This is a genomic window from Streptomyces sp. NBC_00224, from assembly GCF_041435195.1.
Classification (GTDB): domain Bacteria; phylum Actinomycetota; class Actinomycetes; order Streptomycetales; family Streptomycetaceae; genus Streptomyces.
In genome coordinates this window covers 2,764,395-2,787,054 of the sequence record NZ_CP108106.1, presented here as the reverse complement: position 1 = coordinate 2,787,054, position 22,660 = coordinate 2,764,395, and the positions used below count along the sequence as shown (strand labels likewise).

General features: G+C 71.7%; 17 protein-coding genes. 12 read left to right on the top strand and 5 right to left on the bottom strand.

What is annotated here, in order from left to right; genetic code table 11:
- Positions 1 to 41: 41 nt before the first annotated feature.
- The 3 genes from OG965_RS12445 (at position 42) to OG965_RS12435 (ending at position 3,666) form a co-directional block, all read left to right on the top strand.
- Entirely contained in the window at positions 42 to 1,964 is a 1,923-nt protein-coding gene (locus tag OG965_RS12445; protein WP_371652058.1) for a TerD family protein, read from the top strand.
- A gap of 276 nt (positions 1,965 to 2,240) precedes the next feature.
- The gene (locus OG965_RS12440) at positions 2,241 to 3,221 is read left to right on the top strand and encodes a TerC family protein (protein ID WP_371652056.1); all 981 of its coding nucleotides are present in this window, start codon (positions 2,241 to 2,243) and stop codon (positions 3,219 to 3,221) included.
- A gap of 139 nt (positions 3,222 to 3,360) precedes the next feature.
- Entirely contained in the window at positions 3,361 to 3,666 is a 306-nt protein-coding gene (locus OG965_RS12435; RefSeq protein WP_371652055.1) for a hypothetical protein, read from the top strand.
- Positions 3,667 to 3,705: 39 nt separating this feature from the next.
- Here OG965_RS12435 and OG965_RS12430 read toward each other — a convergent pair whose 3' ends face one another.
- The 3 genes from OG965_RS12430 to OG965_RS12420 form a co-directional block, all read right to left on the bottom strand.
- On the bottom strand, positions 3,706 to 4,983 hold the full coding sequence (locus OG965_RS12430) for an MFS transporter (RefSeq protein WP_371652054.1): 1,278 nt from the start codon (positions 4,981 to 4,983) through the stop codon (positions 3,706 to 3,708).
- Between the two features lie 133 nt (positions 4,984 to 5,116).
- Complete coding sequence (locus OG965_RS12425; RefSeq protein WP_371652052.1) at positions 5,117 to 5,773, bottom strand: MBL fold metallo-hydrolase; 657 nt, start codon at positions 5,771 to 5,773, stop codon at positions 5,117 to 5,119.
- A 21-nt stretch (positions 5,774 to 5,794) separates the two neighbouring features.
- On the bottom strand, positions 5,795 to 6,481 hold the full coding sequence (locus OG965_RS12420; RefSeq protein WP_371652050.1) for a maleylpyruvate isomerase family mycothiol-dependent enzyme: 687 nt from the start codon (positions 6,479 to 6,481) through the stop codon (positions 5,795 to 5,797).
- 195 nt (positions 6,482 to 6,676) lie between these two features.
- Between OG965_RS12420 and uvrA the strand changes: the two genes are divergently transcribed.
- Complete coding sequence (uvrA, locus tag OG965_RS12415; RefSeq protein ID WP_371652049.1) at positions 6,677 to 9,634, top strand: excinuclease ABC subunit UvrA; 2,958 nt, start codon at positions 6,677 to 6,679, stop codon at positions 9,632 to 9,634.
- Positions 9,635 to 10,057: 423 nt separating this feature from the next.
- Here the strand turns inward: uvrA and OG965_RS12410 are convergent, their stop codons facing one another.
- Positions 10,058 to 10,963, bottom strand: coding sequence for a carbohydrate kinase (locus tag OG965_RS12410; RefSeq protein ID WP_371652048.1), 906 nt, complete (start codon positions 10,961 to 10,963; stop codon positions 10,058 to 10,060).
- 131 nt (positions 10,964 to 11,094) lie between these two features.
- Here OG965_RS12410 and OG965_RS12405 point away from each other — a divergent pair, with 131 nt between their 5' ends.
- Entirely contained in the window at positions 11,095 to 11,523 is a 429-nt protein-coding gene (locus OG965_RS12405) for a Rieske (2Fe-2S) protein (protein ID WP_371652047.1), read from the top strand.
- A 37-nt stretch (positions 11,524 to 11,560) separates the two neighbouring features.
- Here the strand turns inward: OG965_RS12405 and OG965_RS12400 are convergent, their stop codons facing one another.
- Entirely contained in the window at positions 11,561 to 12,484 is a 924-nt protein-coding gene (locus OG965_RS12400; protein ID WP_371652046.1) for a hypothetical protein, read from the bottom strand.
- A gap of 315 nt (positions 12,485 to 12,799) precedes the next feature.
- Between OG965_RS12400 and OG965_RS12395 the strand changes: the two genes are divergently transcribed.
- The 7 genes from OG965_RS12395 (at position 12,800) to OG965_RS12365 (ending at position 22,564) form a co-directional block, all read left to right on the top strand.
- Positions 12,800 to 13,468 (top strand): papain-like cysteine protease family protein, encoded by a 669-nt coding sequence (locus tag OG965_RS12395; protein ID WP_371652045.1) that lies wholly within the window; start codon positions 12,800 to 12,802, stop codon positions 13,466 to 13,468.
- A 5-nt stretch (positions 13,469 to 13,473) separates the two neighbouring features.
- A complete protein-coding gene (locus tag OG965_RS12390) occupies positions 13,474 to 14,301 on the top strand; it encodes a hypothetical protein (RefSeq protein WP_371656926.1) in 828 nt (275 codons plus the stop codon).
- 126 nt (positions 14,302 to 14,427) lie between these two features.
- Positions 14,428 to 16,473, top strand: a complete 2,046-nt coding sequence (gene uvrC, locus OG965_RS12385) for an excinuclease ABC subunit UvrC (protein WP_371652043.1) — start codon at positions 14,428 to 14,430, stop codon at positions 16,471 to 16,473.
- Positions 16,470 to 17,414: an RNase adapter RapZ gene (rapZ, locus tag OG965_RS12380; protein WP_371652042.1), complete on the top strand. Its 945-nt coding sequence runs from the start codon at positions 16,470 to 16,472 to the stop codon at positions 17,412 to 17,414. Before uvrC ends, rapZ begins: the two co-directional genes overlap by 4 nt.
- A complete protein-coding gene (gene yvcK / locus OG965_RS12375; protein ID WP_101387790.1) occupies positions 17,411 to 18,433 on the top strand; it encodes a uridine diphosphate-N-acetylglucosamine-binding protein YvcK in 1,023 nt (340 codons plus the stop codon). The genes rapZ and yvcK overlap by 4 nt, the downstream gene beginning before the upstream one ends.
- Positions 18,424 to 19,413 carry a DNA-binding protein WhiA gene (whiA, locus tag OG965_RS12370; protein WP_371652041.1) on the top strand — a complete coding sequence of 330 codons (990 nt, stop codon included), beginning with the start codon at positions 18,424 to 18,426 and terminating at the stop codon, positions 19,411 to 19,413. The genes yvcK and whiA overlap by 10 nt, the downstream gene beginning before the upstream one ends.
- A 202-nt stretch (positions 19,414 to 19,615) precedes the next feature.
- A complete protein-coding gene (locus tag OG965_RS12365; protein WP_371652039.1) occupies positions 19,616 to 22,564 on the top strand; it encodes a M14 family zinc carboxypeptidase in 2,949 nt (982 codons plus the stop codon).
- The last annotated feature ends 96 nt before the right edge of the window (positions 22,565 to 22,660 follow it).

Here is a 22,660-nt window from a genome sequence, read left to right as displayed (position 1 = left end):
ACCACCGTGCACCACCGGCAACTCGACGAGGGGACAGAGCGATGACGGCCGAGCTGGTACGGGGACAGAACCATCCCCTGCCCCGGACCCGACTGGAGATCCGGGTGTCGGCCGGCACACCGATCGTCGCCGGCGCCACTCTGGGAGACGAGAGCGGCACGGTGCGCGGTACGGAGTGGGTGGCCCACCCCGGCACGCCCACGCTGCCGGGCCTGGAGGTCTCCCGGCAGGCCGCCGCCGACCACCGCCTCGCCGTGGACCTGGAGGCGCTGCCGCAGGACGTGCACCGGGTGAGCGTGCTGCTCGCGCTGCCGCCCGGGGCGGCGGGCCCGAGCCGGTTCGCCGCCGTCGCCGCGCCCTTCGTGGCCGTCACCGGCCTCGACGGCAGCGAGGTCGCCAGCTACACGATCACCGGCCTGGACGCGGAGTCGGCGGTCGTCGCGCTGGAGCTCTATCTGCGAGGCGGCGCCTGGAAGGTCCGCGCGATCGGCCAGGGCTACGCGGGCGGCCTCGCCGACATGCTGGTCGACCAGGGCCTGCCGCAGGCCCGTGAGCTCGCCGCCGTCATCCTGGACGCGGTCGCCCTGGGCGCCTCCCGCTCGGTCGCGGCGCCCCCGCCCCGTACGTCCGACGAGGCACGGGTACGGGCCGGCGCGCCCGGCACGGGCGGGAGCGACGCCGGTCCGGCGGGCGCCGCACCCCCGCCGGAGGCCGCCCAGCAGCCCCTGACGGACGGCGGGCCGATCGACTACGCGCACCCGCGCCGCACGACCAGCGCGCCTCCGCCGCCGCCTCCCACCGCGCCGCCCGGCGCCCCCGGCGAGCCGCCGTCCCCCGTGGCGGGCGACGCCACCGGCTGGTCCATGGACGAGCGGCTCTACAACCAGGTGTGGGGCATGTTCGAGGACCTGGCCCGCACCACCGCCTCGTACCGCAGCGCCGTCGACTTCGCGGACTCGCGGATGGAGCAGGAGCTCGACCGGGCCCTCGCGGATCCGCGCAGCCGGATCGGCTCCACCGGCGACCGGGCCCGCGAGGAGGCCTCGGCCCGGCGCGAGCAGCTGGTCGAGCGCGCGCGCGAGGCCTTCGACCGGGACCTCGCGCAGCTGACCGCCGAGTCCGGGGTCGTCGAGCCCGCCCTGCCGCCCGCCTACGCCCGCTGGGACAACCCCGTCTGGCACGCCTACCGGGTGCCGATGGAGATCCCGATGGCCCTGCGCGTCGGGGACCTGCGGCTGCCGGAGCGGCCGGAGCTGCGGATTCCGATGCTGGTGCGGCTGCCGCTGGAGCGCGGGCTGTGGATCGACTCCGGGCGTTCGGCCTCCGAGGCCGCCGCCTTCATGGACGCCGAGCAGGTCAAGCGGCTCGCCGTGGAGACCGCGGTGGCGCTGGCGGCCCGGCTGCTCGCGGTGTACCCGGCGCACGAGTTCGCCGTGCACGTCGTGGACCCGGCAGGGTCGGCGGCCGGGGCGTTCGCGCCCCTCACGGGGGCGGGGGTGCTCGGTGAGCCGCCCGCGGCCGGTGCCCAGGGAGTGGCGGCCGTGCTCGCCCGGCTCACCCAGCGCGTCGACCTGCTCCAGATGGCCGCGCGAGGCGGCGCCGGGGCGGACGCGCTGCCGCCCGGTATGGACACCGCCGAGCAGCTCCTGATCGTCAATGACTTCCCGCACGGTTTCGACGACCGCGCGGTCAACCAGCTGCGCTATCTCGCGGACGAGGGCCCGTCGGTCGGGGTCCATCTGCTGATGGTCGCGGACCGCGAGGACGCCAGCGCGTACGGGCCGGTGCTGCAACCGCTGTGGCGCTCGCTGCTGCGGCTCACACCGGTCCCGGACGATCATCTCGCCGATCCGTGGGTGGGGCACGCGTGGACGTACGAGCCGCCACTGGTCCCGTCCGGCAGCGCGATCCTGGGGCAGGTGCTCGGCCAGGTCGCGGACGCGCGGCGCGCCTCGCCGCGCTGACCTCCGGCCGGGCGCGCGCGATCCGGCGCGCGCCCGGCCGTACTCCCTTACCCATTCACGGACTTGGCTATCCTTTACCCTCCCCTTTACCTTCTCTTGGTGATTGGGGTAGGGTTCTTGGTGCGGAGGGGAGTACTCCCGACTGCGGCGTTCCCGTCAGTACGGACCGAAGTGACCGGTTCCGGGGCGTCGGCCCACGGCACGTGATGTGCCCGGGTGGAGGAGACCTCCGGCAGCGACGACGCTGATCTGTAGCGGTACGAAGCCGGAGGCACTGTGGACGTTTCCCTGACCCTTTGGGTGCTGACCATTCTCGGTCTGTGCGCCCTGATCGCGGCCGACTTCTTCATCGGGCGCAAACCCCATGACGTGTCGGTCAAGGAAGCCGGAATCTGGACGGTCGTCTGGATCGTGCTCGCCGCGCTCTTCGGCGTCGGCCTGCTGGTCTTCGGCGACAGCAAGGCGTCCGGCGAGTTCTTCGCGGGCTTCATCACCGAGAAGTCGCTCTCCGTCGACAACCTCTTCGTCTTCATCCTGATCATGGCGAAGTTCTCGGTGCCGACCCACCTCCAGCAGCGCGTGCTGCTCTTCGGTGTGCTGATAGCCCTGGTGCTGCGGGCGATATTCATCGCGGCCGGCGCCGCCATCATCGCCAGCTTCTCCTGGGTCTTCTACCTCTTCGGCGCCTTCCTGATCTACACCGCCTGGAAGCTCATCCAGGAGGCACGCTCCGACGACGAGGAAGAGGAGTTCGAGGAGAACCGCCTCCTCAAGACCATCGAGAAGCGGTTCGGTGTCGCCGACCGGTACCACGGCACCAAGCTCTTCATCCAGGAGCACGGCAAGAAGGTCATGACGCCGCTGCTCGTCGTCATGCTCGCCATCGGCATGACCGACGTGCTGTTCGCGATGGACTCGATCCCCGCGATCTTCGGCCTGACCCAGGACCCGTACATCGTCTTCACCGCCAACGCCTTCGCGCTGATGGGCCTGCGCCAGCTGTACTTCCTCATCGGCGGACTGCTCAAGAAGCTGGTCCACCTCAGCTACGGCCTCTCGGTGATCCTCGGCTTCATCGGTGTGAAGCTGGTGCTGCACGCCCTGCACGAGAACGGGGTGGACGTCCCCGAGATCTCCATCCCCGTCTCGCTCGCTGTCATCTGCGGCGTGCTGGTCGTCACCACGATCACCAGCCTGATGGCCGCCAAGAAGCAGACGGCGGCCGAGGAGTCCGAGAAGAAGAGCGTCGGGGTCTGACCCCCGGGGGCGCGCGGTGCAACCGCACCGGCGCGCGCACCGGTCGGCCGGGCGCGGAGTTGCCGTGCCCGTCGGCCGGTGCTTGCTTGGACGGGGAGAGCTCCCGGTCCGCGGGGGCGCCGCGGACCAGGAGGACCCCATGAAGTTCGCGCAGATCATCGACTTCGAGACCGAGCGTGCGGACGAGATGCGCGAGCTCATCCGCCAGTACGAGGAGAGGGCCCGGGCGGAGGGCCGCAAGCTCGGCCCCTCGCACCGCACCCTGCTGCGCGACCGGGCCAATCCGAACCGCTATCTGGCCGTGGTCGAGTTCGACTCGTACGAGGACGCGATGGCCAACAGCGACGCGCCGGAGACGACCGAGCTCGCCAAGCAGCTCGCGGCGCTGTCGACGCGACCGCCCGCCTTCACGGACTGCGACGTGGCGGAGTCGGAGTCCCTGTAGCGCCCGGCGCCCGCCGGATCCGGCGGGCGCCCCAGGCGGTCAGGCGGGTGCCGCCTCCGGGCCGGTCTCCGCCGGCTCGGGCACCGGCCGGGTCTCCGGCAGGAGAGCGAAACAGCCGAGGCTCAGCAGCGCGACCCCGGTCAGATAGGCCGCCACGCCCCACGGCGGCCCCTCGCCCCGTGCCAGCGCGGTCGCCACGAGCGGGGTCAGCGCGCCGCCCAGCACCCCGCCCAGGTTGTAGCCGACGGCCGCGCCCGTGCAGCGCACCCGGGGCTCGTAGAGCTCCGGCAGATAGGCCGCGATCACCGCGAACATGGTGATGAACGCGAGCAGCGCACCCAGGATCCCGGCGAACATCAGCAGCGGTTCGCCGGTCTGGAGCAGCGCGACCGTCGGGAACATCCACAGCGCGCAGGCCGTGCACCCCGCCAGACAGAGCGGCCGCCGCCCGTAGCGGTCGGCGAGCATGGCCGAGACCGGGGTCAGCGCGCCCTTGACGGCGACGGCGGCCATGACGCAGACGAGCATGACCGTACGGCTCACGCCGAGGCGCTCGGTGGCGTACGCCAGGGCCCAGGTGGTCACCGCGTAGAAGACGGCGTACCCGACCGACAGCGCCCCCGCCGTCAGCAGCACCAGCCGCCAGTGGTCGCGGAGCACCTCCGCCAGCGGCAGCCGGGCGCGTTCGCCGAGCTCCTGGAACTGCGGGGTCTCGGTGAGGGAGGAGCGCAGCAGCAGCCCGCCCGCCGCGAGCAGCCCCGCCCCCCAGAACGGGATCCGCCACCCCCACGCCCGGAACTCGGCGTCCGTCAGCCCCGCCGACAGCGCCAGCATCACGCCGTTGGCCAGCAGGAACCCCAGGGACGGGCCCATCTGCGGAATGGACGACCACAGGGCGCGGCGCCGCGCGGGCGCGTGTTCCACGGTGAGCAGCACCGCCCCGCCCCACTCGCCGCCGAGCCCGAGCCCCTGAAGGAAGCGCAGCACGAGCAGCAGGACGGGGGCGGCGGCCCCGATCGTCGCGTACGAGGGCACACAGCCGATGGCGACCGTGGCGAGACCGGTCAGGAGCAGCGAGAGGAACAGCACCGGTCGTCGTCCGTACCGGTCACCGATATGACCGAAGACGACAGAACCGAGCGGACGGGCGATGAACCCGATCCCGAAGGTGCCGAAAGCGGCCAAGGTGCCGGCGAGCGGGGAGAACGTCGGGAAGAAGAGCGGGCCCAGGACGAGCGCGGCGGCCGTCCCGTACACAAAGAAGTCGTAGAACTCGACCGCCGTCCCGGCGAGCGAGGCGGCGGCGAGCCGGGTCATCGACGGTGGTGCGTGTGTGGGGGGAGAGGCGGGGGAGAAGCGCATGCCGCGCCAACTACCCGTGCTTACGGGCGGTTACGGGGGGCGTGCGGAAGCACGCCCGCGCCGTGAACGAGCGCTCGGCCCGATGGGGCTACCAGCCGCGCGCGTGCCACTCCGGCAGCTTGGGGCGTTCCTCGCCGAGCGTGGTGTCGTTGCCGTGGCCCGGGTAGACCCAGGTCTCGTCCGGCAGGACCGCGAAGAGCTTGGTCTCCACGTCGTGGATGAGGCTGGCGAAGGCCTGCGGGTCCTTGTGGGTGTTGCCGACCCCGCCCGGGAACAGGCAGTCGCCGGTGAACAGGTGCGGGTGGCCGTGCGGGTCGTCGTAGAACAGCGCGATCGAGCCCGGGGTGTGGCCGACCAGGCGGCGGGCGGTCAGCTCGACCCGGCCGACGCGGATCGTGTCCCCGTCTTCGACGGGGACGTCGGTCGGCACGGGGATCCCCTCGGCGTCGTAGCGGCCCGCGTAGGTCGTCGCGCCGGTGGCGGCGACGACCTCGGCGAGCGCCTGCCAGTGGTCGCCGTGACGGTGGGTGGTGACGACGGACTTGATGCCGTCGTCACCGATCAGCGTCAGGAGGGTCGAGGGCTCGGCCGCCGCGTCGATCAGCAGCTGCTCGCCGGTGGCCCGGCAGCGCAGCAAATACGCGTTGTTGTCCATCGGGCCGACCGCGACCTTGGAGATCATCAGATCCCCGAGCTCGTGGACATCCGCCGGACCGCCGACCTTCACCGTGCCGCTGTACGTCATGGGCTCAGCGTAACGCCGGGCCTACAGGGGCGGCAGGGCGGGCAGCGGGCCGCCCGAGGCCTCCAGGGCGGCGCCGTCCCTGCGGCCCGCGAGCCAGCCCAGCAGGTCCCATGCCGGGCCGCCGACGGTCACCGGGGTGCCCTCGGTGCCGCCGGTGCGCAGGGTGTGGCCGTTGTTGCCGGTGAGGGTGACCGGCGGAACCGAGGCGCTCCCCGAGAAGCGGTCGGCCAGGAACTGGATCTCGCGCCGGACGAACTCGTCCGGCAGGTCCTCAAGGTCGTAGCCGACCCCCAGGTCGACGTGGTGCAGCTCGACCTCGATCAGCCGCCGGAAGGGGATGCGGGCGGCCTGGTCGAGGACGCCGTTGCGGAGCTCGACCGTGCGGGTCCAGTCGGCGGGCCGGGCGCCCTCCTCCTGGAAGCGGGCCGCGCTCTCGCGCAGGTCGGCGAGGTGGGCGTCGAGCGGGCGCGCCGCGTCGCGCGCGATGTCGGCGTCCCGGGCCTCGGCGCTCTCGTACATGGGGCGGCCGGCGAGCACGTTGACGAGCGCGTCCGCGTTGCGGGCGACATGGGCGAGCACGTGCCCGCGGCTCCAGCCCGGCAGCCGTGACGGCTCGGCGACTGCCGCGTTGTCCAGTTCGGCGGCTGCGGTGAGCAGCCGGTCGGTGGCTTCCCGTACAGATGCCAGGTCGTGCGCATGATCAATCATGGCGCCGACGATAGTCCCGCCACTCATTCGGGTGAAGCCGCTTGGACGAGTCCGTAAATCGAATGCGCGTGCTATAGGCTCGTCAGTGGCATCAGGCATCCTTGGCTGTAAAACGATCCATCGCCCTGGCGGCCCCCCATAGTCTGAGACGGGGGCTCAGCCCCCTGCTTCTCTTCAAGAAAGGTGCGGACCGGCGTGGCCGACCGTCTCATCGTCCGTGGCGCGCGCGAGCACAATCTCAAGAACGTCTCGCTCGACCTCCCGCGCGACTCCCTCATCGTCTTCACCGGGCTCTCGGGGTCGGGCAAGTCGTCCCTCGCGTTCGACACGATCTTCGCCGAGGGGCAGCGCCGTTACGTCGAGTCGCTCTCCTCGTACGCCCGCCAGTTCCTCGGCCAGATGGACAAGCCGGACGTCGACTTCATTGAAGGTCTGTCGCCCGCGGTCTCCATCGACCAGAAGTCGACCTCGCGCAACCCGCGCTCGACGGTCGGCACCATCACCGAGGTCTACGACTACCTGCGTCTGCTCTTCGCGCGCATCGGCAAGCCGCACTGCCCCGAGTGCCGCCGGCCGATCACCCGCCAGTCGCCGCAGGCCATCGTCGACAAGGTGCTCGAACTCCCCGAGGGCAGCCGCTTCCAGGTGCTCTCGCCGCTGGTGCGCGAGCGCAAGGGCGAGTTCGTCGACCTCTTCGCCGACCTCCAGACCAAGGGCTACAGCCGCGCGCGCGTGGACGGCGAGACGATCCAGCTCTCCGAGCCGCCCAAGCTCAAGAAGCAGGAGAAGCACACCATCGAGGTGGTCATCGACCGCCTCACCGTGAAGGACTCCGCCAAGCGCCGCCTCACCGACTCGGTGGAGACCGCGCTCGGCCTGTCCGGCGGCATGGTGGTGCTCGACTTCGTCGACCTGGCCGCCGACGACCCCGAGCGCGAGCGGATGTACTCGGAGCATCTGTACTGCCCGTACGACGACCTGTCCTTCGAGGAGCTGGAGCCGCGCTCCTTCTCCTTCAACTCGCCCTTCGGCGCCTGCCCCGACTGCACGGGCATCGGTACGCGCATGGAGGTCGACCCCGAGCTGATCATCCCGGACGAGGAGAAGTCCCTCGACGAGGGCGCGGTCTCCCCGTGGTCGCTCGGCCACACCAAGGACTACTTCGCCCGCCTGGTCGGCGCGCTCGCCGAAGAGCTCGGCTTCCGTACGGACATCCCCTGGGCGGGACTGCCGCAGCGCGCCAAGAAGGCGCTGCTGTACGGCCACAAGACGCAGATCGAGGTGCGCTACCGGAACCGGTACGGGCGGGAGCGCGCGTACACGACCTCCTTCGAGGGCGCCGTGCCGTTCGTCAAGCGGCGTCACTCGGAGGCGGAGTCCGACGGGGCGCGCGAGCGCTTCGAGGGCTATATGCGCGAGGTCCACTGCCCGACCTGTGAGGGCTCGCGACTGAAGCCGCTGGTCCTCGCGGTCACCGTGATGGACCGCTCCATCGCCGAGGTCTCCGCGATGTCGATCAGCGACTGCGCCGACTTCCTCGGCGAGCTCAAGCTCAACGCGCGCGACAAGAAGATCGCCGAGCGGGTCCTGAAGGAGGTCAACGAGCGGCTGCGCTTCCTCGTCGACGTCGGCCTCGACTACCTCTCGCTCAACCGCGCCGCCGGGACGCTGTCGGGCGGCGAAGCCCAGCGCATCCGCCTCGCCACCCAGATCGGCTCGGGCCTGGTCGGCGTGCTGTACGTGCTGGACGAGCCGTCGATCGGTCTGCACCAGCGGGACAACCACCGGTTGATCGAGACGCTGGTCCGCCTGCGCGACATGGGCAACACGCTCATCGTCGTCGAGCACGACGAGGACACCATCAAGGTGGCCGACTGGGTCGTCGACATCGGCCCGGGCGCCGGTGAGCACGGCGGAAAGGTCGTCCACAGCGGCCCGTTGAAGCAGCTCCTCGCCAACAAGGAGTCGATGACGGGGCAGTATCTGTCGGGCAAGAAGTCCATCCCGCTGCCGGACCTACGGCGCCCCGCGGACCCCTCGCGCCAGCTCACCGTGCACGGGGCCAAGGAGAACAACCTCCGGGACATCGACGTCTCGTTCCCGCTCGGCGTGCTGACCGCGGTTACCGGTGTCTCCGGCTCCGGAAAGTCGACCCTGGTCAACGACATCCTCTACACGCACCTGGCGCGCGAGCTGAACGGCGCGCGGGCGGTGCCCGGGCGGCACACGCGCGTGGAGGGCGACGACCTGGTCGACAAGGTCGTCCACGTCGACCAGTCGCCGATCGGCCGTACGCCGCGGTCGAACCCGGCGACGTACACGGGCGTCTTCGACAACGTGCGCAAGCTGTTCGCCGAGACGATGGAGGCGAAGGTGCGGGGGTACCTCCCGGGCCGGTTCTCCTTCAACGTCAAGGGTGGCCGCTGCGAGAACTGCTCGGGCGACGGCACGATCAAGATCGAGATGAACTTCCTTCCGGACGTGTACGTGCCGTGCGAGGTCTGCCACGGGGCGCGCTACAACCGGGAGACGCTGGAGGTCCACTACAAGGGCAAGTCCATCGCCGAGGTCCTCGACATGCCGATCGAGGAGGCGCTGGACTTCTTCGAGGCGGTGCCGACGATCGCCCGTCACCTGCGGACGCTGAACGAGGTGGGGCTCGGCTACGTCCGGCTCGGCCAGTCGGCCCCGACGCTGTCGGGCGGCGAGGCGCAGCGCGTGAAGCTCGCGTCGGAGCTGCAGAAGCGGTCGACGGGGCGGACGGTGTACGTCCTGGACGAGCCGACGACCGGCCTCCACTTCGAGGACATCTCGAAGCTGATCAAGGTCTTGTCGGGACTCGTCGACAAGGGGAACTCGGTGATCGTCATCGAGCACAACCTCGATGTCATCAAGACGGCGGACTGGGTCGTGGACATGGGCCCCGAGGGCGGCAGCGGCGGTGGCCTGGTGATCGCCGAGGGCACGCCGGAGCAGGTCGCGTCGGTGGCCGCGAGCCACACGGGGAAGTTCCTGCGCGACATTCTGGGCGCGGACCGGATCAGCGACGCGGAGTCGGCTCCTGTGCGGAGGGCGGCGAAGCGGGCGCCGGCGAAGAAGGCGGTGGCCAAGGCCCCGGCCAAGAAGACGGCATCCCGGGCCCGGAAGGCCTGAGCCCCTTGGTCCCGGGGGTTTCGGCCCCCGGGGCCCCGGTTCTCCGGCTGCGGGCCCGGCTCCCGCGGGGGCTGTGCCCCGGATCCCGTGTTTGTCTGCGGGCCCGGTGGGGGCTGGTCGCGCAGTTCCCCGCGCCCCTTAAGGCACCTCCAGCCCCTCCGGTGTGCGAGGAGCGGGGCAGGGGCCGCAGGCCCCGCCCCTTCAGGGGCGCGGGGAACTGCGCGACCAGCCACATACGGCCCGCAGACGAACGGAGGTCCGGGGCACAGCCCCGGCGGGGGTATCGGGGGCGAGAAGGCCCCCGGGAGCGGGGTGCAGGGGCCGCAGGCCCCGCAAGCGGGTGCAGGGGCGTAGCCCCGCTCGGGGGTCCGGGGGCGTAGCCCCCGGGAGAACCACCTCAGCCCCCACCCACCCCCGGAGGGTTTAGGGAACGGGCGGGGTGGGGGTTCTCAGGGACTCGGCGTGTGGCGGCTGTGCGCCCCGCTTCGCGCAGGTCAGGGCCGCCGCGTGGGCCGCGTACGCGAGCGCGGCGGACCACGCGGACGCGGGCAGCGGACCCCGCCCCGCCACCGCATGCAGCAGCGCCGCGTTCACCGTGTCGCCCGCCCCGATCGTGTCGACCACCTCGACCCGCTCGCCCGGGACGGAGACCTCCTCGCCGGACCGGGTCCACACGGTCATCCCCGCCGCGCCCCGCGTCAGTACCACCGCCTCCGGCCCCGCCGCCAGCCACTCCTGAACCCCGCCGCCCAGCCACGCCGCGTCCTCCTCGGACAGCTTCAGGAGGGACACGTACGGCAGCCAGGAGCGGAAGCGGGCCCGGTAGGCGTCCGCGTCCGGGACCAGGCCGGGGCGGACGTTCGGGTCGAGCAGGGTGAACACGCCCCGCCCCGACTCCCGCCGAAGCAACGCCTCGTACGCGCTCGCCCCGGGCTCCAGGACCAGCGAGCACGTGCCGAGCGCCAGCGCCCGTACACCGGAGGGGAGTTCGGGCGGCAGCTCGAAGAGGCGGTCCGCGGTGCCGGAGGCGTAGAAGCCGTATCCGGCGGCCCCGTCCGCCCCGACCGCCGCCACCGCCAGCGTCGTCGGCTCGGGGCCGCGCTGGACCAGGGAGGTGTCGACACCGGCGGCGCGCAGGCCGTCGAGCAGGGCCTCGCCGAAGCCGTCCGTCGACACCCGGGAGCAGAACGCGGCCTCGGCGCCGAGCCGCCCGAGGGCCACCGCCGTGTTGTACGGGCCGCCCCCGAGCCGGGGCGACAGGGGACCCAGCCGGTCGCCGGGGCGCTCGGGGACGAGGTCGATGAGGGCTTCTCCGGCGACGACGATCACGCGGCCGAACGTACACCCATCCGGACCGGTCCCGTCCAGCCCCGGCCCCGCCACCACCCACCCCTCAGCCCCACAGCTCCCGCCGGTATCGTCGGATACGTCACCAACCCCCCATGACCTGTGGAGACCCCATGTCCGGCCAGCCCGCCGCCCGTCGTACCGTGCTGAAAGGCGCGGCCCTCGCCGGGGCCGCCGGGCTGGGAGTGGCCGCCTGCTCCACCGACTCCAAGCTCGGCCACGCCGAGACGCCGACCCCGACCGAGCCGGTCGCCCTGGGTGCGCCCGAGGAGATCCCGGTCGGCGGGGCCAAGCTCTACCGCGAGCAGCGCGTGATGGTGTCCTGCCCGGCCAAGGGCGAGTACAAGGCGTTCAGCGCCCAGTGCACCCACGCCGGCTGCGTCCTCGACAAGATCGAGGACGGGCACGGGAACTGCCCCTGCCACGGCAGCCGCTTCAACGTGATGACCGGACAGCCGGTCCACGGCCCGGCGACCGTCCCGCTGCCCTCCGTCCCGGTGAAGGTCAAGGACGGCAAGCTCGTCGCGGGTCCGGACGCCTAGCCTCTGCTGCCTACGTACGTAGTACGTAGGCGGACCGCTACGCCCAGTCCCAGTCGATCCCCAGGATCCCCGGCCGTACCCCCTGCTCGACCAGGTGCACCGTCCGGTGCCGGCCGCTCAGCGTCAGGTCGCCGCGGGGTGAGCGGGTCGAGCCGGCCGACGTCTGCGCGAAGCGGCGGCACCGTGCGGGCAGCGCGTGCTCGTCGAAGCGGACCTGGAGCACGTACTGCCCGCCCGCGAAGCTGAAGCCGCGTACGTACTCGCTGCTCGACCCCGCCGTGCCGTCCTCGAAGCCGTAGCCGAAGAAGTACGTCTCACCGGCCCGCAGCCGGGCGTCGAAGAGCAGCTCGGCCACCAGGACGCCGGTCTCGGTGTCCCAGCGCACCCGGCCGGTGCGGCAGTTCTCGGCGGCGCGCACCTGGACCCGGGACGGGTCGCAGCCCGGATCGCCGTGGTGGATGGCGAGATAGCGGTCGACGCCGTCGCGGTGGGCCCGCACCACCTGCTGGGAGTCGCGGCCCAGCAGCTCCCGGTGCGCCCCGATGCTCACCCGCTCCTGGTGGCCGACGGTGTGCAGCCCGCCGTCCACCGGCGACTCCAGGCCCGCTATCAGCCGCTCGACGACGCCGGAGGCCTCCACCAGGGAGCGGTAGGAGCGGCCCGCCGGGCGTTCCGCCTCGCGCGCCTCGCCGTCGTCGAGCAGCCGCAGCAGCGACCGCTCCGGCAGCCCGAGGACCTCCTCCAGGGCGCGCACCGCCCGCAGCGACTCGGCGCGCTGCGGCCGCCGGGCGCCCTGCTGCCAGTAACTCAGGCTGGTCACGCCGACCTTGACGCCGCGCCCGGCGAGATGGTGCTGGACGCGTTGCAGCGGAAGTCCGCGGACGGCGAGCGCGGCGCGCAGCGCCAGATGGAACGGGCCGGTGTGCAGCACCTGTGCCAGATCGGCATCGGTGTGGAGCATGGGGGACTCCCTCGGGACTGCTCGGATCTCGGTGGGGGGTGGCCGTACAGGGCGGCCTGGTTCAACTGCGCTGCTGGTCCGGGGGGTCGGGCCGCACAGTGAACGTTCACGGCGGGGGGTGGTCACGGGTCGCCGCGGGACCCGGGCGGCCTGGTGGGCCCGGAAGGCCTGTTCACATGGAGGCCACTCCGTTCACACCCGCGTCTCACCCCGCATTGAAGCGCGTTGACCAGCCCACGACAACGTTCGATGCTCACCGAAAGCGTCCGGACGCGCTCCTCCAATCCCCACACCCCCCGCTTCGGGAGGAACGCGATGCACAACCGCAAGAGACGGCTTTCGGCCCTCGCCCTCGTGGTGACGGCCCTGCTCGTCGCCCCCACGGCGAGCGCCGTCGCATCCCCGCACGAGCACGGCACCACCACAGCCGCCACCACGACCGCCGCCGACACCCGCACATCCGACACCCGTACCGCCGCCGACTCGCCGTCCGCCACGGCAGCCACGTCGAAGCGGCTCAACATCACCATGCAGGCCCAGCAGAAGAACAACTGGTGCTGGGCCGCCAGCGGAAACACCATCGCCACCTGGTTCGGGCGCAACTACAGCCAGAACCAGTTCTGCAACGCCGCCTTCGGGCGTCAGCAGGGCTACGACTGCCCCAACTGGCAGGCGGACCTGGGCAATGTGCAGAACGCCCTGGGCTGGGCCGGGATCAACTCCGGCTCGTACGTCACCGGCTGGCTGCGCTACTCGACCGTACAGACCGAGATCAACGCCAACCGGCCCATGGAAAGCCGGATCCAGTGGTCCAGCGGCGGCGGTCACATGCATGTGATCTACGGGTACGACACCGCCAGCAGCTGGGTCTACTGGGGCGACCCCTGGCCCTCCAGCAACCGCTACAACTGGGCCTCGCACGACTGGTACGTCGACAACGACTCGTTCTCCTGGACCCACTCGCTCTACCGGATCGGGGCGTGACGACGATGACCCAGCGACGTCTGTCCTCCGCCGCCGCCGTCGCGGCGCTGCTCACCGGCCTCGCCGGCCTCTGCGCCCCGTACGCGTCGGCCGCCGACAACCCCACCGCGACGGCCGACTCCAAGGCGGCAGCCCACCGGGCGGCCGCGGCCCCCGCGACTCTCGACACGCTCTCCCGCTTCTTCGCCCGGGACGGCAAGGTGTCCCTGACCGCCGCCGCCCCGCGCATCCAGGGCGACGCGGTGCCCGTCTACACGCTCTCCCCGGAGTTCGTCGCCGGGCGGGCGGGTGCTCCCGTGGCGAAGCTGGAGTACCTCGCCTCCACGGCCGTCTCCTCGGACGGGCAGAAGGCCTCCTTGTGGTCCGTTCCGCAGGGCACCACCTGGAAGGTGGTGAACATAGCCACCGGTGACGACGAGTCCCGCTATGCCGCGGCGGGCGCGAGCAGGCTGCCGGGCGGCACCGTCTTCCAGGAGCCGCAGATCAACGCCTGGTACGTCCAGAAGGGTGCCACCGTGCTCCCCCTGGACGAGGACGCGGTGCGTGCGGTCGGCGCCAAGGGCACCACCCTGGCCGCCTACCGGCAGCGCGTCCAGCGGGCCTACGGCGACAAGCTGCCCGGCTCCGCGTACGCGAAGTCCGGCAAGGCCGGGGGGTACGGGCAGAGCCCTGAGGAAGCGCGGGCCCAGGCGGCGGCCACGTCGTCCGGTTCCGCCGGCCACGGCGGCACGGCCACGGCCACCTCGGTGACCGCCGGTGCGGGTGCGCTCGCCGCGCTCGGACTGTCGGGGGCCCTACTGCGTCGCCGTAGGCGGCGGGTGAGCCAGGCGTAAGCCGTCCCTCGGACTGTGTGACCAGCCGCGGATCGTGCGTGGCTGGTCGCGCGGTTCCCCGCGCCCCGCAAAGGGGCGCAGCCCCGTGAAACCGCGTTGTCGGTCCCCGCCAGTAGGGTGGTGGGCATGGCAGACCCCTCCACCTACCGCCCCAAGCCGGGACAGATCCCCGACTCGCCGGGGGTCTACAAGTTCCGGGACGAACACCGCCGGGTGATCTACGTCGGCAAGGCCAAGTCCCTGCGCCAGCGGCTCGCGAACTACTTCCAGCCGCTCACGAGCCTGCACCCGCGCACGGCGACGATGGTCACCACGGCCGCGTCCGTGGAGTGGACGGTCGTCTCCACCGAGGTCGAGGCGCTTCAGCTCGAATATTCGTGGATCAAGGAGTTCGACCCCCGCTTCAACGTCAAGTACCGCGACGACAAGAGCTATCCGTACCTGGCGGTCACCCTCAACGAGGAGTTCCCGAGGGTCCAGGTGATGCGCGGCGCCAAGAAGAAGGGCGTGCGCTACTTCGGTCCGTACGGACACGCGTGGGCGATCCGCGAGACCGTGGACCTGATGCTCCGCGTCTTTCCCGTACGGACGTGCTCCGCCGGGGTGTTCAAGCGCTCCGCCCAGATCGGCCGGCCCTGTCTGCTCGGCTACATCGGCAAGTGCGCGGCCCCCTGCGTCGGCCGGGTGACGCCCGAGGAGCACCGCGAACTGGCCGACGACTTCTGCGACTTCATGGCCGGGCGCACCGGCACGTACATCCGCCGCCTGGAGAAGGACATGACGGCGGCGGCGGAGGAGATGGAGTACGAGCGGGCCGCGCGGCTGCGCGACGACATAGGGGCGCTGCGCCGCGCCCTGGAGAAGAACGCGGTGGTCTTCACCGACGCCACCGACGCGGACCTGATCGCGGTCGCCGAGGACGAGCTGGAGGCGGCCGTCCAGATCTTCCACGTGCGCGGCGGGCGCGTGCGGGGCCAGCGCGGCTGGGTCACCGACAAGGTCGAGGCCGTCGACACGGCGGGCCTGGTCGAGCACGCCCTCCAGCAGCTGTACGGGGAGGAGACCGGCGACTCCGTACCGAAGGAGGTACTGGTCCCGGCGCTGCCCGAGGACGCCGAGTCGGTCGGCGCCTGGCTGGCCGGGCGGCGCGGGTCGCAGGTGTCGCTGCGGATCCCGCAGCGCGGCGACAAGAAGGACCTGATGGCGACGGTCGCGCGCAACGCGCAGCAGGCGCTCGCGCTGCACAAGACCAAGCGCGCCTCCGACCTGACCACCCGCTCCCGGGCCCTGGAGGAGATCGCTCAGGCGCTGGAGCTGGACAGCGCCCCGCTGCGGATCGAGTGCTTCGACATCTCGCACCTCCAGGGCGAGGACGTGGTGGCGTCCATGGTCGTCTTCGAGGACGGCCTGGCCAGGAAGAGCGAGTACCGGCGCTTCCAGATCAAGGGCTTCGAGGGCCAGGACGACGTCCGGTCCATGCACGAGGTGATCACCCGCCGCTTCAAGCGCTATCTGGCCGAGAGCGCCCGGCTGGGGGAGTGGGCGGACGGCGAGGAGGGCGAGGGCACCGAGGCGGGCCCGGCTCCCTCCGGCGAGGTCCCGGCGCCCGGCGAGGCCTCCGTGGAGGCCGGGCCCCGCACCGAGGACGGGCGGCCCAAGCGGTTCGCCTACCCGCCGCAGCTCGTGGTGGTCGACGGCGGGCAGCCGCAGGTGGCGGCCGCCAAGCGGGCCCTGGACGAGCTGGGGATGGACGACGTGGCGGTCTGCGGGCTGGCCAAGCGTCTGGAGGAGGTCTGGCTGCCGAACGACGACGACCCGGTCGTCCTGCCCCGCTCCAGCGAGGGGCTGTATCTGCTCCAGCGCGTGCGTGACGAGGCTCACCGGTTCGCCATCACCTATCAGCGGGTCAAGCGGACGAAGCGGTTCAAGGCGAGCCCCCTGGACGAGGTGCCGGGCCTCGGCGAGTCCCGCAAACAGGCTCTGGTCAAGCATTTCGGCTCGGTGAAACGGCTCCGGTCGGCGACAATCGAGCAGATCTGTGAAGTTCCCGGGATAGGCCGCAAGACGGCCGAGACCGTGGCAGCGGCCCTGGCCCGGACAGCCCCGGCCGCACCCGCCGTGAACACGGCGACAGGAGAGATCATTGAAGACGACGGGGGAGACGCGAAATGACTGAGCACGACCGAACAGAAGCAGAAGCTGGAGCCGAACACGTGAGTACGGGCACGACGAACGACGCCGCCGCAGAGGCGGCCATCCCCGAGCTGGTGATCATCTCCGGGATGTCCGGCGCCGGACGCAGCACCGCCGCCAAGTGCCTGGAGGACCTCGGCTGGTTCGTCGTCGACAACCTGCCGCCCGCGCTGATCCCCACCATGGTGGAGCTCGGCGCCCGGTCCCAGGGCAATGTGGCCCGCATCGCCGTCGTCGTCGACGTGCGCGGCCGCCGTTTCTTCGACAACCTCCGCGAGTCGCTGGCCGACCTGGACTCCAAGCAGGTCACCCGGCGGATCGTCTTCCTGGAGTCGTCCGACGACGCGCTGGTGCGCCGCTTCGAGTCGGTCCGCCGCCCGCACCCGCTCCAGGGCGACGGCCGGATCGTCGACGGCATCGCGGCCGAGCGCGATCTGCTGCGCGAGCTGCGCGGCGACGCCGACCTGGTGATCGACACCTCCAGCCTCAACGTCCACGAGCTGCGCGCCAAGATGGACGCCCAGTTCGCCGGGGACGAGGAGCCGGAGCTGCGCGCCACGGTGATGTCGTTCGGCTACAAGTACGGCCTGCCGGTCGACGCCGACCTGGTGGTGGACTGCCGCTTCCTGCCGAACCCGCACTGGGTGCCGGAGCTCCGCCCGTTCACGGGTCTGAACGAGGAGGTGTCCGGCTACGTCTTCAACCAGCCGGGCGCCAAGGAGTTCCTCAACCAGTACAGCGAGCTGCTCCAGCTGATCGCGACCGGCTACCGCCGCGAGGGCAAGCGGTACGTGACGGTCGCCGTGGGCTGCACCGGCGGCAAGCACCGCTCCGTCGCGATGTCCGAGAAGCTGGCCGCCCGCCTCGCCTCCGAGGGGATCGAGACCGTCGTCGTACACCGGGACATGGGGCGCGAGTGAAGGTGTACCGACGGCGCACGAGCGGACCGGTGCTGCGCACCGGCCGCAAACGTGGCGCCCAGCCCAAGGTCGTCGCCCTCGGCGGCGGCATGGGTCTCTCCGCGTCGCTCGCGGCGCTGCGCCGGATCACCGGCGACCTGACCGCCGTCGTCACCGTGGCCGACGACGGCGGTTCCAGCGGCCGGCTCCGGGAGGAGCTGGGCGTGTTGCCGCCGGGCGACCTGCGCAAGGCGCTGGCGGCGCTCTGCGGCGACGACGACTGGGGTCAGACCTGGGCCCGGGTCATCCAGCACCGCTTCCAGTCCCAGGGCGAGCTGCACGAGCACGCGGTCGGCAATCTGCTGATCGTGGCCCTGTGGGAGCAGCTGGGCGACCACGTCCAGGCGCTCGACCTGGTCGGCAAGCTCCTCGGGGCGCACGGCAGGGTGCTGCCGATGTCCGCCGTCCCGCTGGAGCTGGAGGCGCTGGTCCGGGGCCACGACCCGGCCCGCCCCACCGATGTGGACACGGTCCGTGGCCAGGCCACGGTGGCGCTCACCCCCGGCGAGGTGCAGTCCGTCAACCTGGTTCCGCACGACCCGCCGGCGGTCCCGGAGGCGGTGGAGGCCGTCCTGGACGCCGACTGGGTGGTGCTCGGCCCGGGCTCCTGGTTCTCCTCGGTGATCCCGCACCTGCTGGTGCCCGAGCTGCTCGACGCGCTCACGGTCACCAAGGCCCGCAAGGTGCTCTCGTTGAACCTGGCGCCCCAGCCCGGCGAAACCGATGGCTTCTCTCCGCAGCGTCATTTGGAGGTTTTGGGACGACACGCCCCTAAACTCGCCCTGGACGTGGTGCTGGCCGACGAGGCCGCCGTGCCCGACCGCGAGTCCCTCGCCGATGCCGCCAAGCAGCTCGGTGCCGTGGTCGAGCTGGCGGCGGTCGCCGCGCCCGACGGGTCCCCGAAGCACGACCGGGAGCTGTTGGCCGCCGCGTACGACCGTATTTTTCGGATGCATGGAAGGATCGGCCCATGGCGATGACGGCAGCGGTGAAGGATGAGATCTCCCGGCTCCCCGTCACCCGGACCTGCTGCAGAAAGGCGGAGGTCTCGTCGATCCTGCGGTTCGCGGGCGGCCTCCACCTGGTCAGCGGCCGCATCGTGATCGAGGCGGAGCTGGACACCGCGATGGCGGCGCGTCGGCTCAAGCGGGACATCCTGGAGATCTTCGGCCACAGCTCCGAGTTGATCGTGATGGCTCCGGGCGGGCTGCGCCGCGGTTCGCGCTTCGTCGTACGGGTGGTGGCGGGCGGCGACCAGCTGGCGCGCCAGACCGGCCTCGTGGACGGCCGGGGCCGCCCCATCCGGGGTCTCCCGCCCCAGGTGGTCTCGGGGGCCACCTGTGACGCCGAGGCGGCCTGGCGCGGGGCCTTCCTCGCCCACGGCTCGCTCACCGAGCCGGGCCGCTCCTCCTCCCTGGAGGTGACGTGCCCGGGTCCGGAGGCAGCGCTCGCGCTGGTCGGCGCGGCCCGCAGGCTGCAGATCCCGGCCAAGGCCCGCGAGGTGCGCGGTGTGGACCGGGTGGTCGTGCGGGACGGGGACGCGATCGGCGCCCTGCTCACCCGGCTCGGCGCGCACGATTCGGTGCTGGCCTGGGAGGAGCGGCGGATGCGGCGCGAGGTGCGCGCCACCGCCAACCGCCTCGCCAACTTCGACGACGCCAATCTGCGCCGCTCGGCGCGGGCCGCCGTCGCCGCCGGGGCCCGCGTCCAGCGCGCCCTGGAGATCCTCGCCGACGAGGTGCCCGAGCATCTGGCGGCGGCGGGCCGGCTGCGCATGGAGCACAAGCAGGCCTCCCTGGAGGAGCTGGGCGCGCTCGCCGACCCGCCGCTGACCAAGGACGCGGTCGCGGGCCGGATCCGTCGGCTGCTCGCGATGGCGGACAAGCGGGCCCAGGACCTCGGCATCCCCGGCACCGAGTCCAATCTGACCGAGGAGATGGCGGACGGCCTGGTCGGCTGATCGGGGGACCGCTCCCTCCGCTTCGCGTCGGTTTCCCTCTCGTACCGCTGTCAGGCCCTAGAGTTCAACTCGCCGTGACCGGCGCCCACTTGGTGGGCGCCGGTTCCGGTTTCACCACCCTTCCACGGTATTGACATGATCATGAAGTGTCATGAGCCTGGCGTCTGTCCACTTTCGTGGCACACAACAGCAAGGGGGGCCAATGAGACGCAGAGCGAGAGCGATCCTCGCCGCGGCTTCACTGCTCACGGCCGGACTGGTGGCGGTACCAGCCGCCCACGCCAGCCCGGGCGGCGGCGGAGGCGAAGGACTCTCCGTCTGGTACGCCAACGTCACCAAGGCGCAGCTGCCACTGCTGCTCCGCCAGGGCGCGGACGGTCAGGAACTGACCGCGCAGGTACCCGACCGGGGGACCGCCAAGGTCGAGCTCTACCTCACCGAGAAGCAGGCCGGCACGCTGAAGAAGCAGGGCGTCGACCTCACCGAGCACACGCTCTCGACGGCGACCGAGAAGCGCCTCAAGGCCCAGGGAGACGGCGTCTTCCGCCCCTACAGCGGGGACAACGGCCTGCGGAAGGAGATCGTCGACACCCAGCTCGCCCACCCGGACCTCACCAAGGTCGAGTCGATCGGCAAGACCGTCAAGGGCCAGGACATCCTCGCCCTCAGGCTCACCAAGGGCGCGGCCAAGAGCCGCGACGGCTCCAAGCCCTCCGTGCTGTACATGTCGAACCAGCACGCCCGTGAGTGGATCACCCCGGAGATGACCCGGCGGCTGATGCACTACTACCTCGACAACTACGGCAAGGACCCGCGGATCACCAAGATCGTGGACTCCACCGAGCTGTGGTTCGTGCTCTCCGCCAACCCCGACGGGTACGACTACACCTTCACCGGCACCCAGCAGCGCCTGTGGCGCAAGAACCTGCGCGACAACAACGGCGACGGGAAGACCGCCCCCGGCGACGGCGTCGACCCCAACCGCAACTTCCCGTACAAGTGGGGCTACGACAACGAGGGTTCGTCCCCCGACCCCGCCGACGAGACCTACCGCGGCCCCTCCGCCGGCTCCGAGCCGGAGACCCGCGCGCTGGACTCCTTCGAGAAGCGGCTCGGCTTCTCCTACGCGATCAACTACCACTCGGCGGCGGAGCTGCTGCTGTACGGCGTGGGCTGGCAGGTCGCCAGCCCGACCCCGGACGACGTCCTCTACAAGTCGCTGGCCGGCACGCCCGAAAAGCCCGCGATCCCCGGCTACCACTCCCAGCTCTCCTCCGAGCTGTACACGACCAACGGCGAGGCCGACGGCCACGCGGGGAACGTCAACGGGATCCACATGTTCACCCCGGAGATGTCGACCTGCCAGACCGTCTCCCGGATCGACCCGGGCGACCAGTGGAAGCCCGGTGACTGCCAGTCGGTCTTCAACTTCCCGGACGACGAGAAGCTGATCCAGCAGGAGTTCACCAAGAACATTCCGTTCGCGCTGGCCGTCGCCGACTCCGCGCGCCGGCCCGACCAGCCGGTCTCCCCGGTCGGCATCGAGGCCCCCGACTTCACCCCGAACGCCTTCACCACCTCGTACGCCCGCGGCGAGGACCAGGAAGTCGCCGTCACCGTACGCAAGTCGGTGCGCGACAAGACCCTCAACTACCGCATCGACGGCGGCCGTACGCACACCGAGGACCTCAAGGCCTGGGAGGGCGGCGACGTCTACGGCGGCGAGGACAACATCCACTTCGACCAGTACCGGGCCACCGTCGAGGGCGCGGACACCGGCTCCAAGGTGGAGGTCTGGTTCACCGGGCGCACCCGGGCCGGCGAGCGCACCTCCAGCACGCCGTTCACCTACACCGTGGCCGCCCGGCCCAAGGGCGACACCCTGGTGATCGCGGAGGAGGGCGGCACCGCGCCCGCCCAGCACGTCGGCGCGTACACCAAGGCGCTCGCCGACAACGGCGGCAAGTCCGCGGTCTGGGACGTGGCCACCCAGGGCATCCCGAGCGCGCTCGGCGTGCTCAGCCACTTCCGGACGGCCGTCTGGTACACGGGCGCCGAGCGGCCCACCGCCGCGGTCACCGTGGCCGTGCGCGACTACCTCAACGAGGGCGGCCGGCTCGTCAACGCCGGTGAGAAGGCGGGCGGCACCGTCGACCTCGGCGGCGCCGACTCCGACGACTTCGCCCAGTACTACCTCGGCGCCTACAACCGCGTCGGCCTGAAGTCCCCGCCGGCCTTCGAGGGCACCGGGAGCCTGGCGGGCGCCAAGGCTGCCCTCGGCGACGCGGGCGGCAACCCGCTGGATCTGGCCGGGGCGTACACGATCACCTCGGACACGCTCAAGCCCGACCAGTTCCCGCAGTTCAAGAGCGCGGCCGCGGGCAGCTACCCGGGGATCCGCACCCCGTTCGAGCCTGCCGTCGGCGACTGGTTCGCTGCGGCCAAGCACCAGGACGGCGCCTATATGCGGCTGTCCAGGTCCGTCGACCTGAGCGGCACGGCGGCGGCCGCCAAGCCGAGCCTGCAGTTCCAGCTCAGCTATGACACCGAGCCCGGCTTCGACAACGTGATCGTCGAGGCGCACACGGCCGGGCAGGACGACTGGACGACCCTGCCGGACGCCAACGGCGGCACCAGCACCGCGGTGCCCACCCAGTGCGAGCAGGGCTACTACGTCCAGGGCCACCCGTTCCTGGCGCACTACCTGACCGTCGGCTCCGGCGCCTGCACGGCGACCGGCACCTCGGGCGCGTGGAACCGCTTCACCGGCTCCTCCAACGGCTGGCAGCCGGTCTCGGTCGACCTCAGCGCCTACGCGGGCAAGCAGGTCGAGCTCTCCCTCTCCTATGTGTCGGACCCCGGCAGCGGTGGGGTGGGCGCCTTCGTCGACGACACCAAGCTGGTCATCGGCGGTACCGCACAGGGCGCCGAGGGCTTCGAGACGGCGCTCGGCCCGTGGAGCGTGCCGGGACCGCCGGCCGGCAGCCCCGGCAACGCCGGCGACTGGGCCCGCTCCCAGGCGCTCTTCCACTCCCAGGCGGCCGTCACCACCCACGACACCGTGCTGCTCGGCTTCGGCCTTGAGCACGTGCCGTCGGCGGCCGACCGCAAGAACGTGATCGGCAAGGCCCTCCGCGCGCTGAGGGACTGATCGACTGATCCGGTCCGGGGCCACACCCGGACATCACGCTCCGTAGTCGGGACGAAGGTCCCCCCGGCGGCCCTTACCCGTTGGTAGGTATGGGCC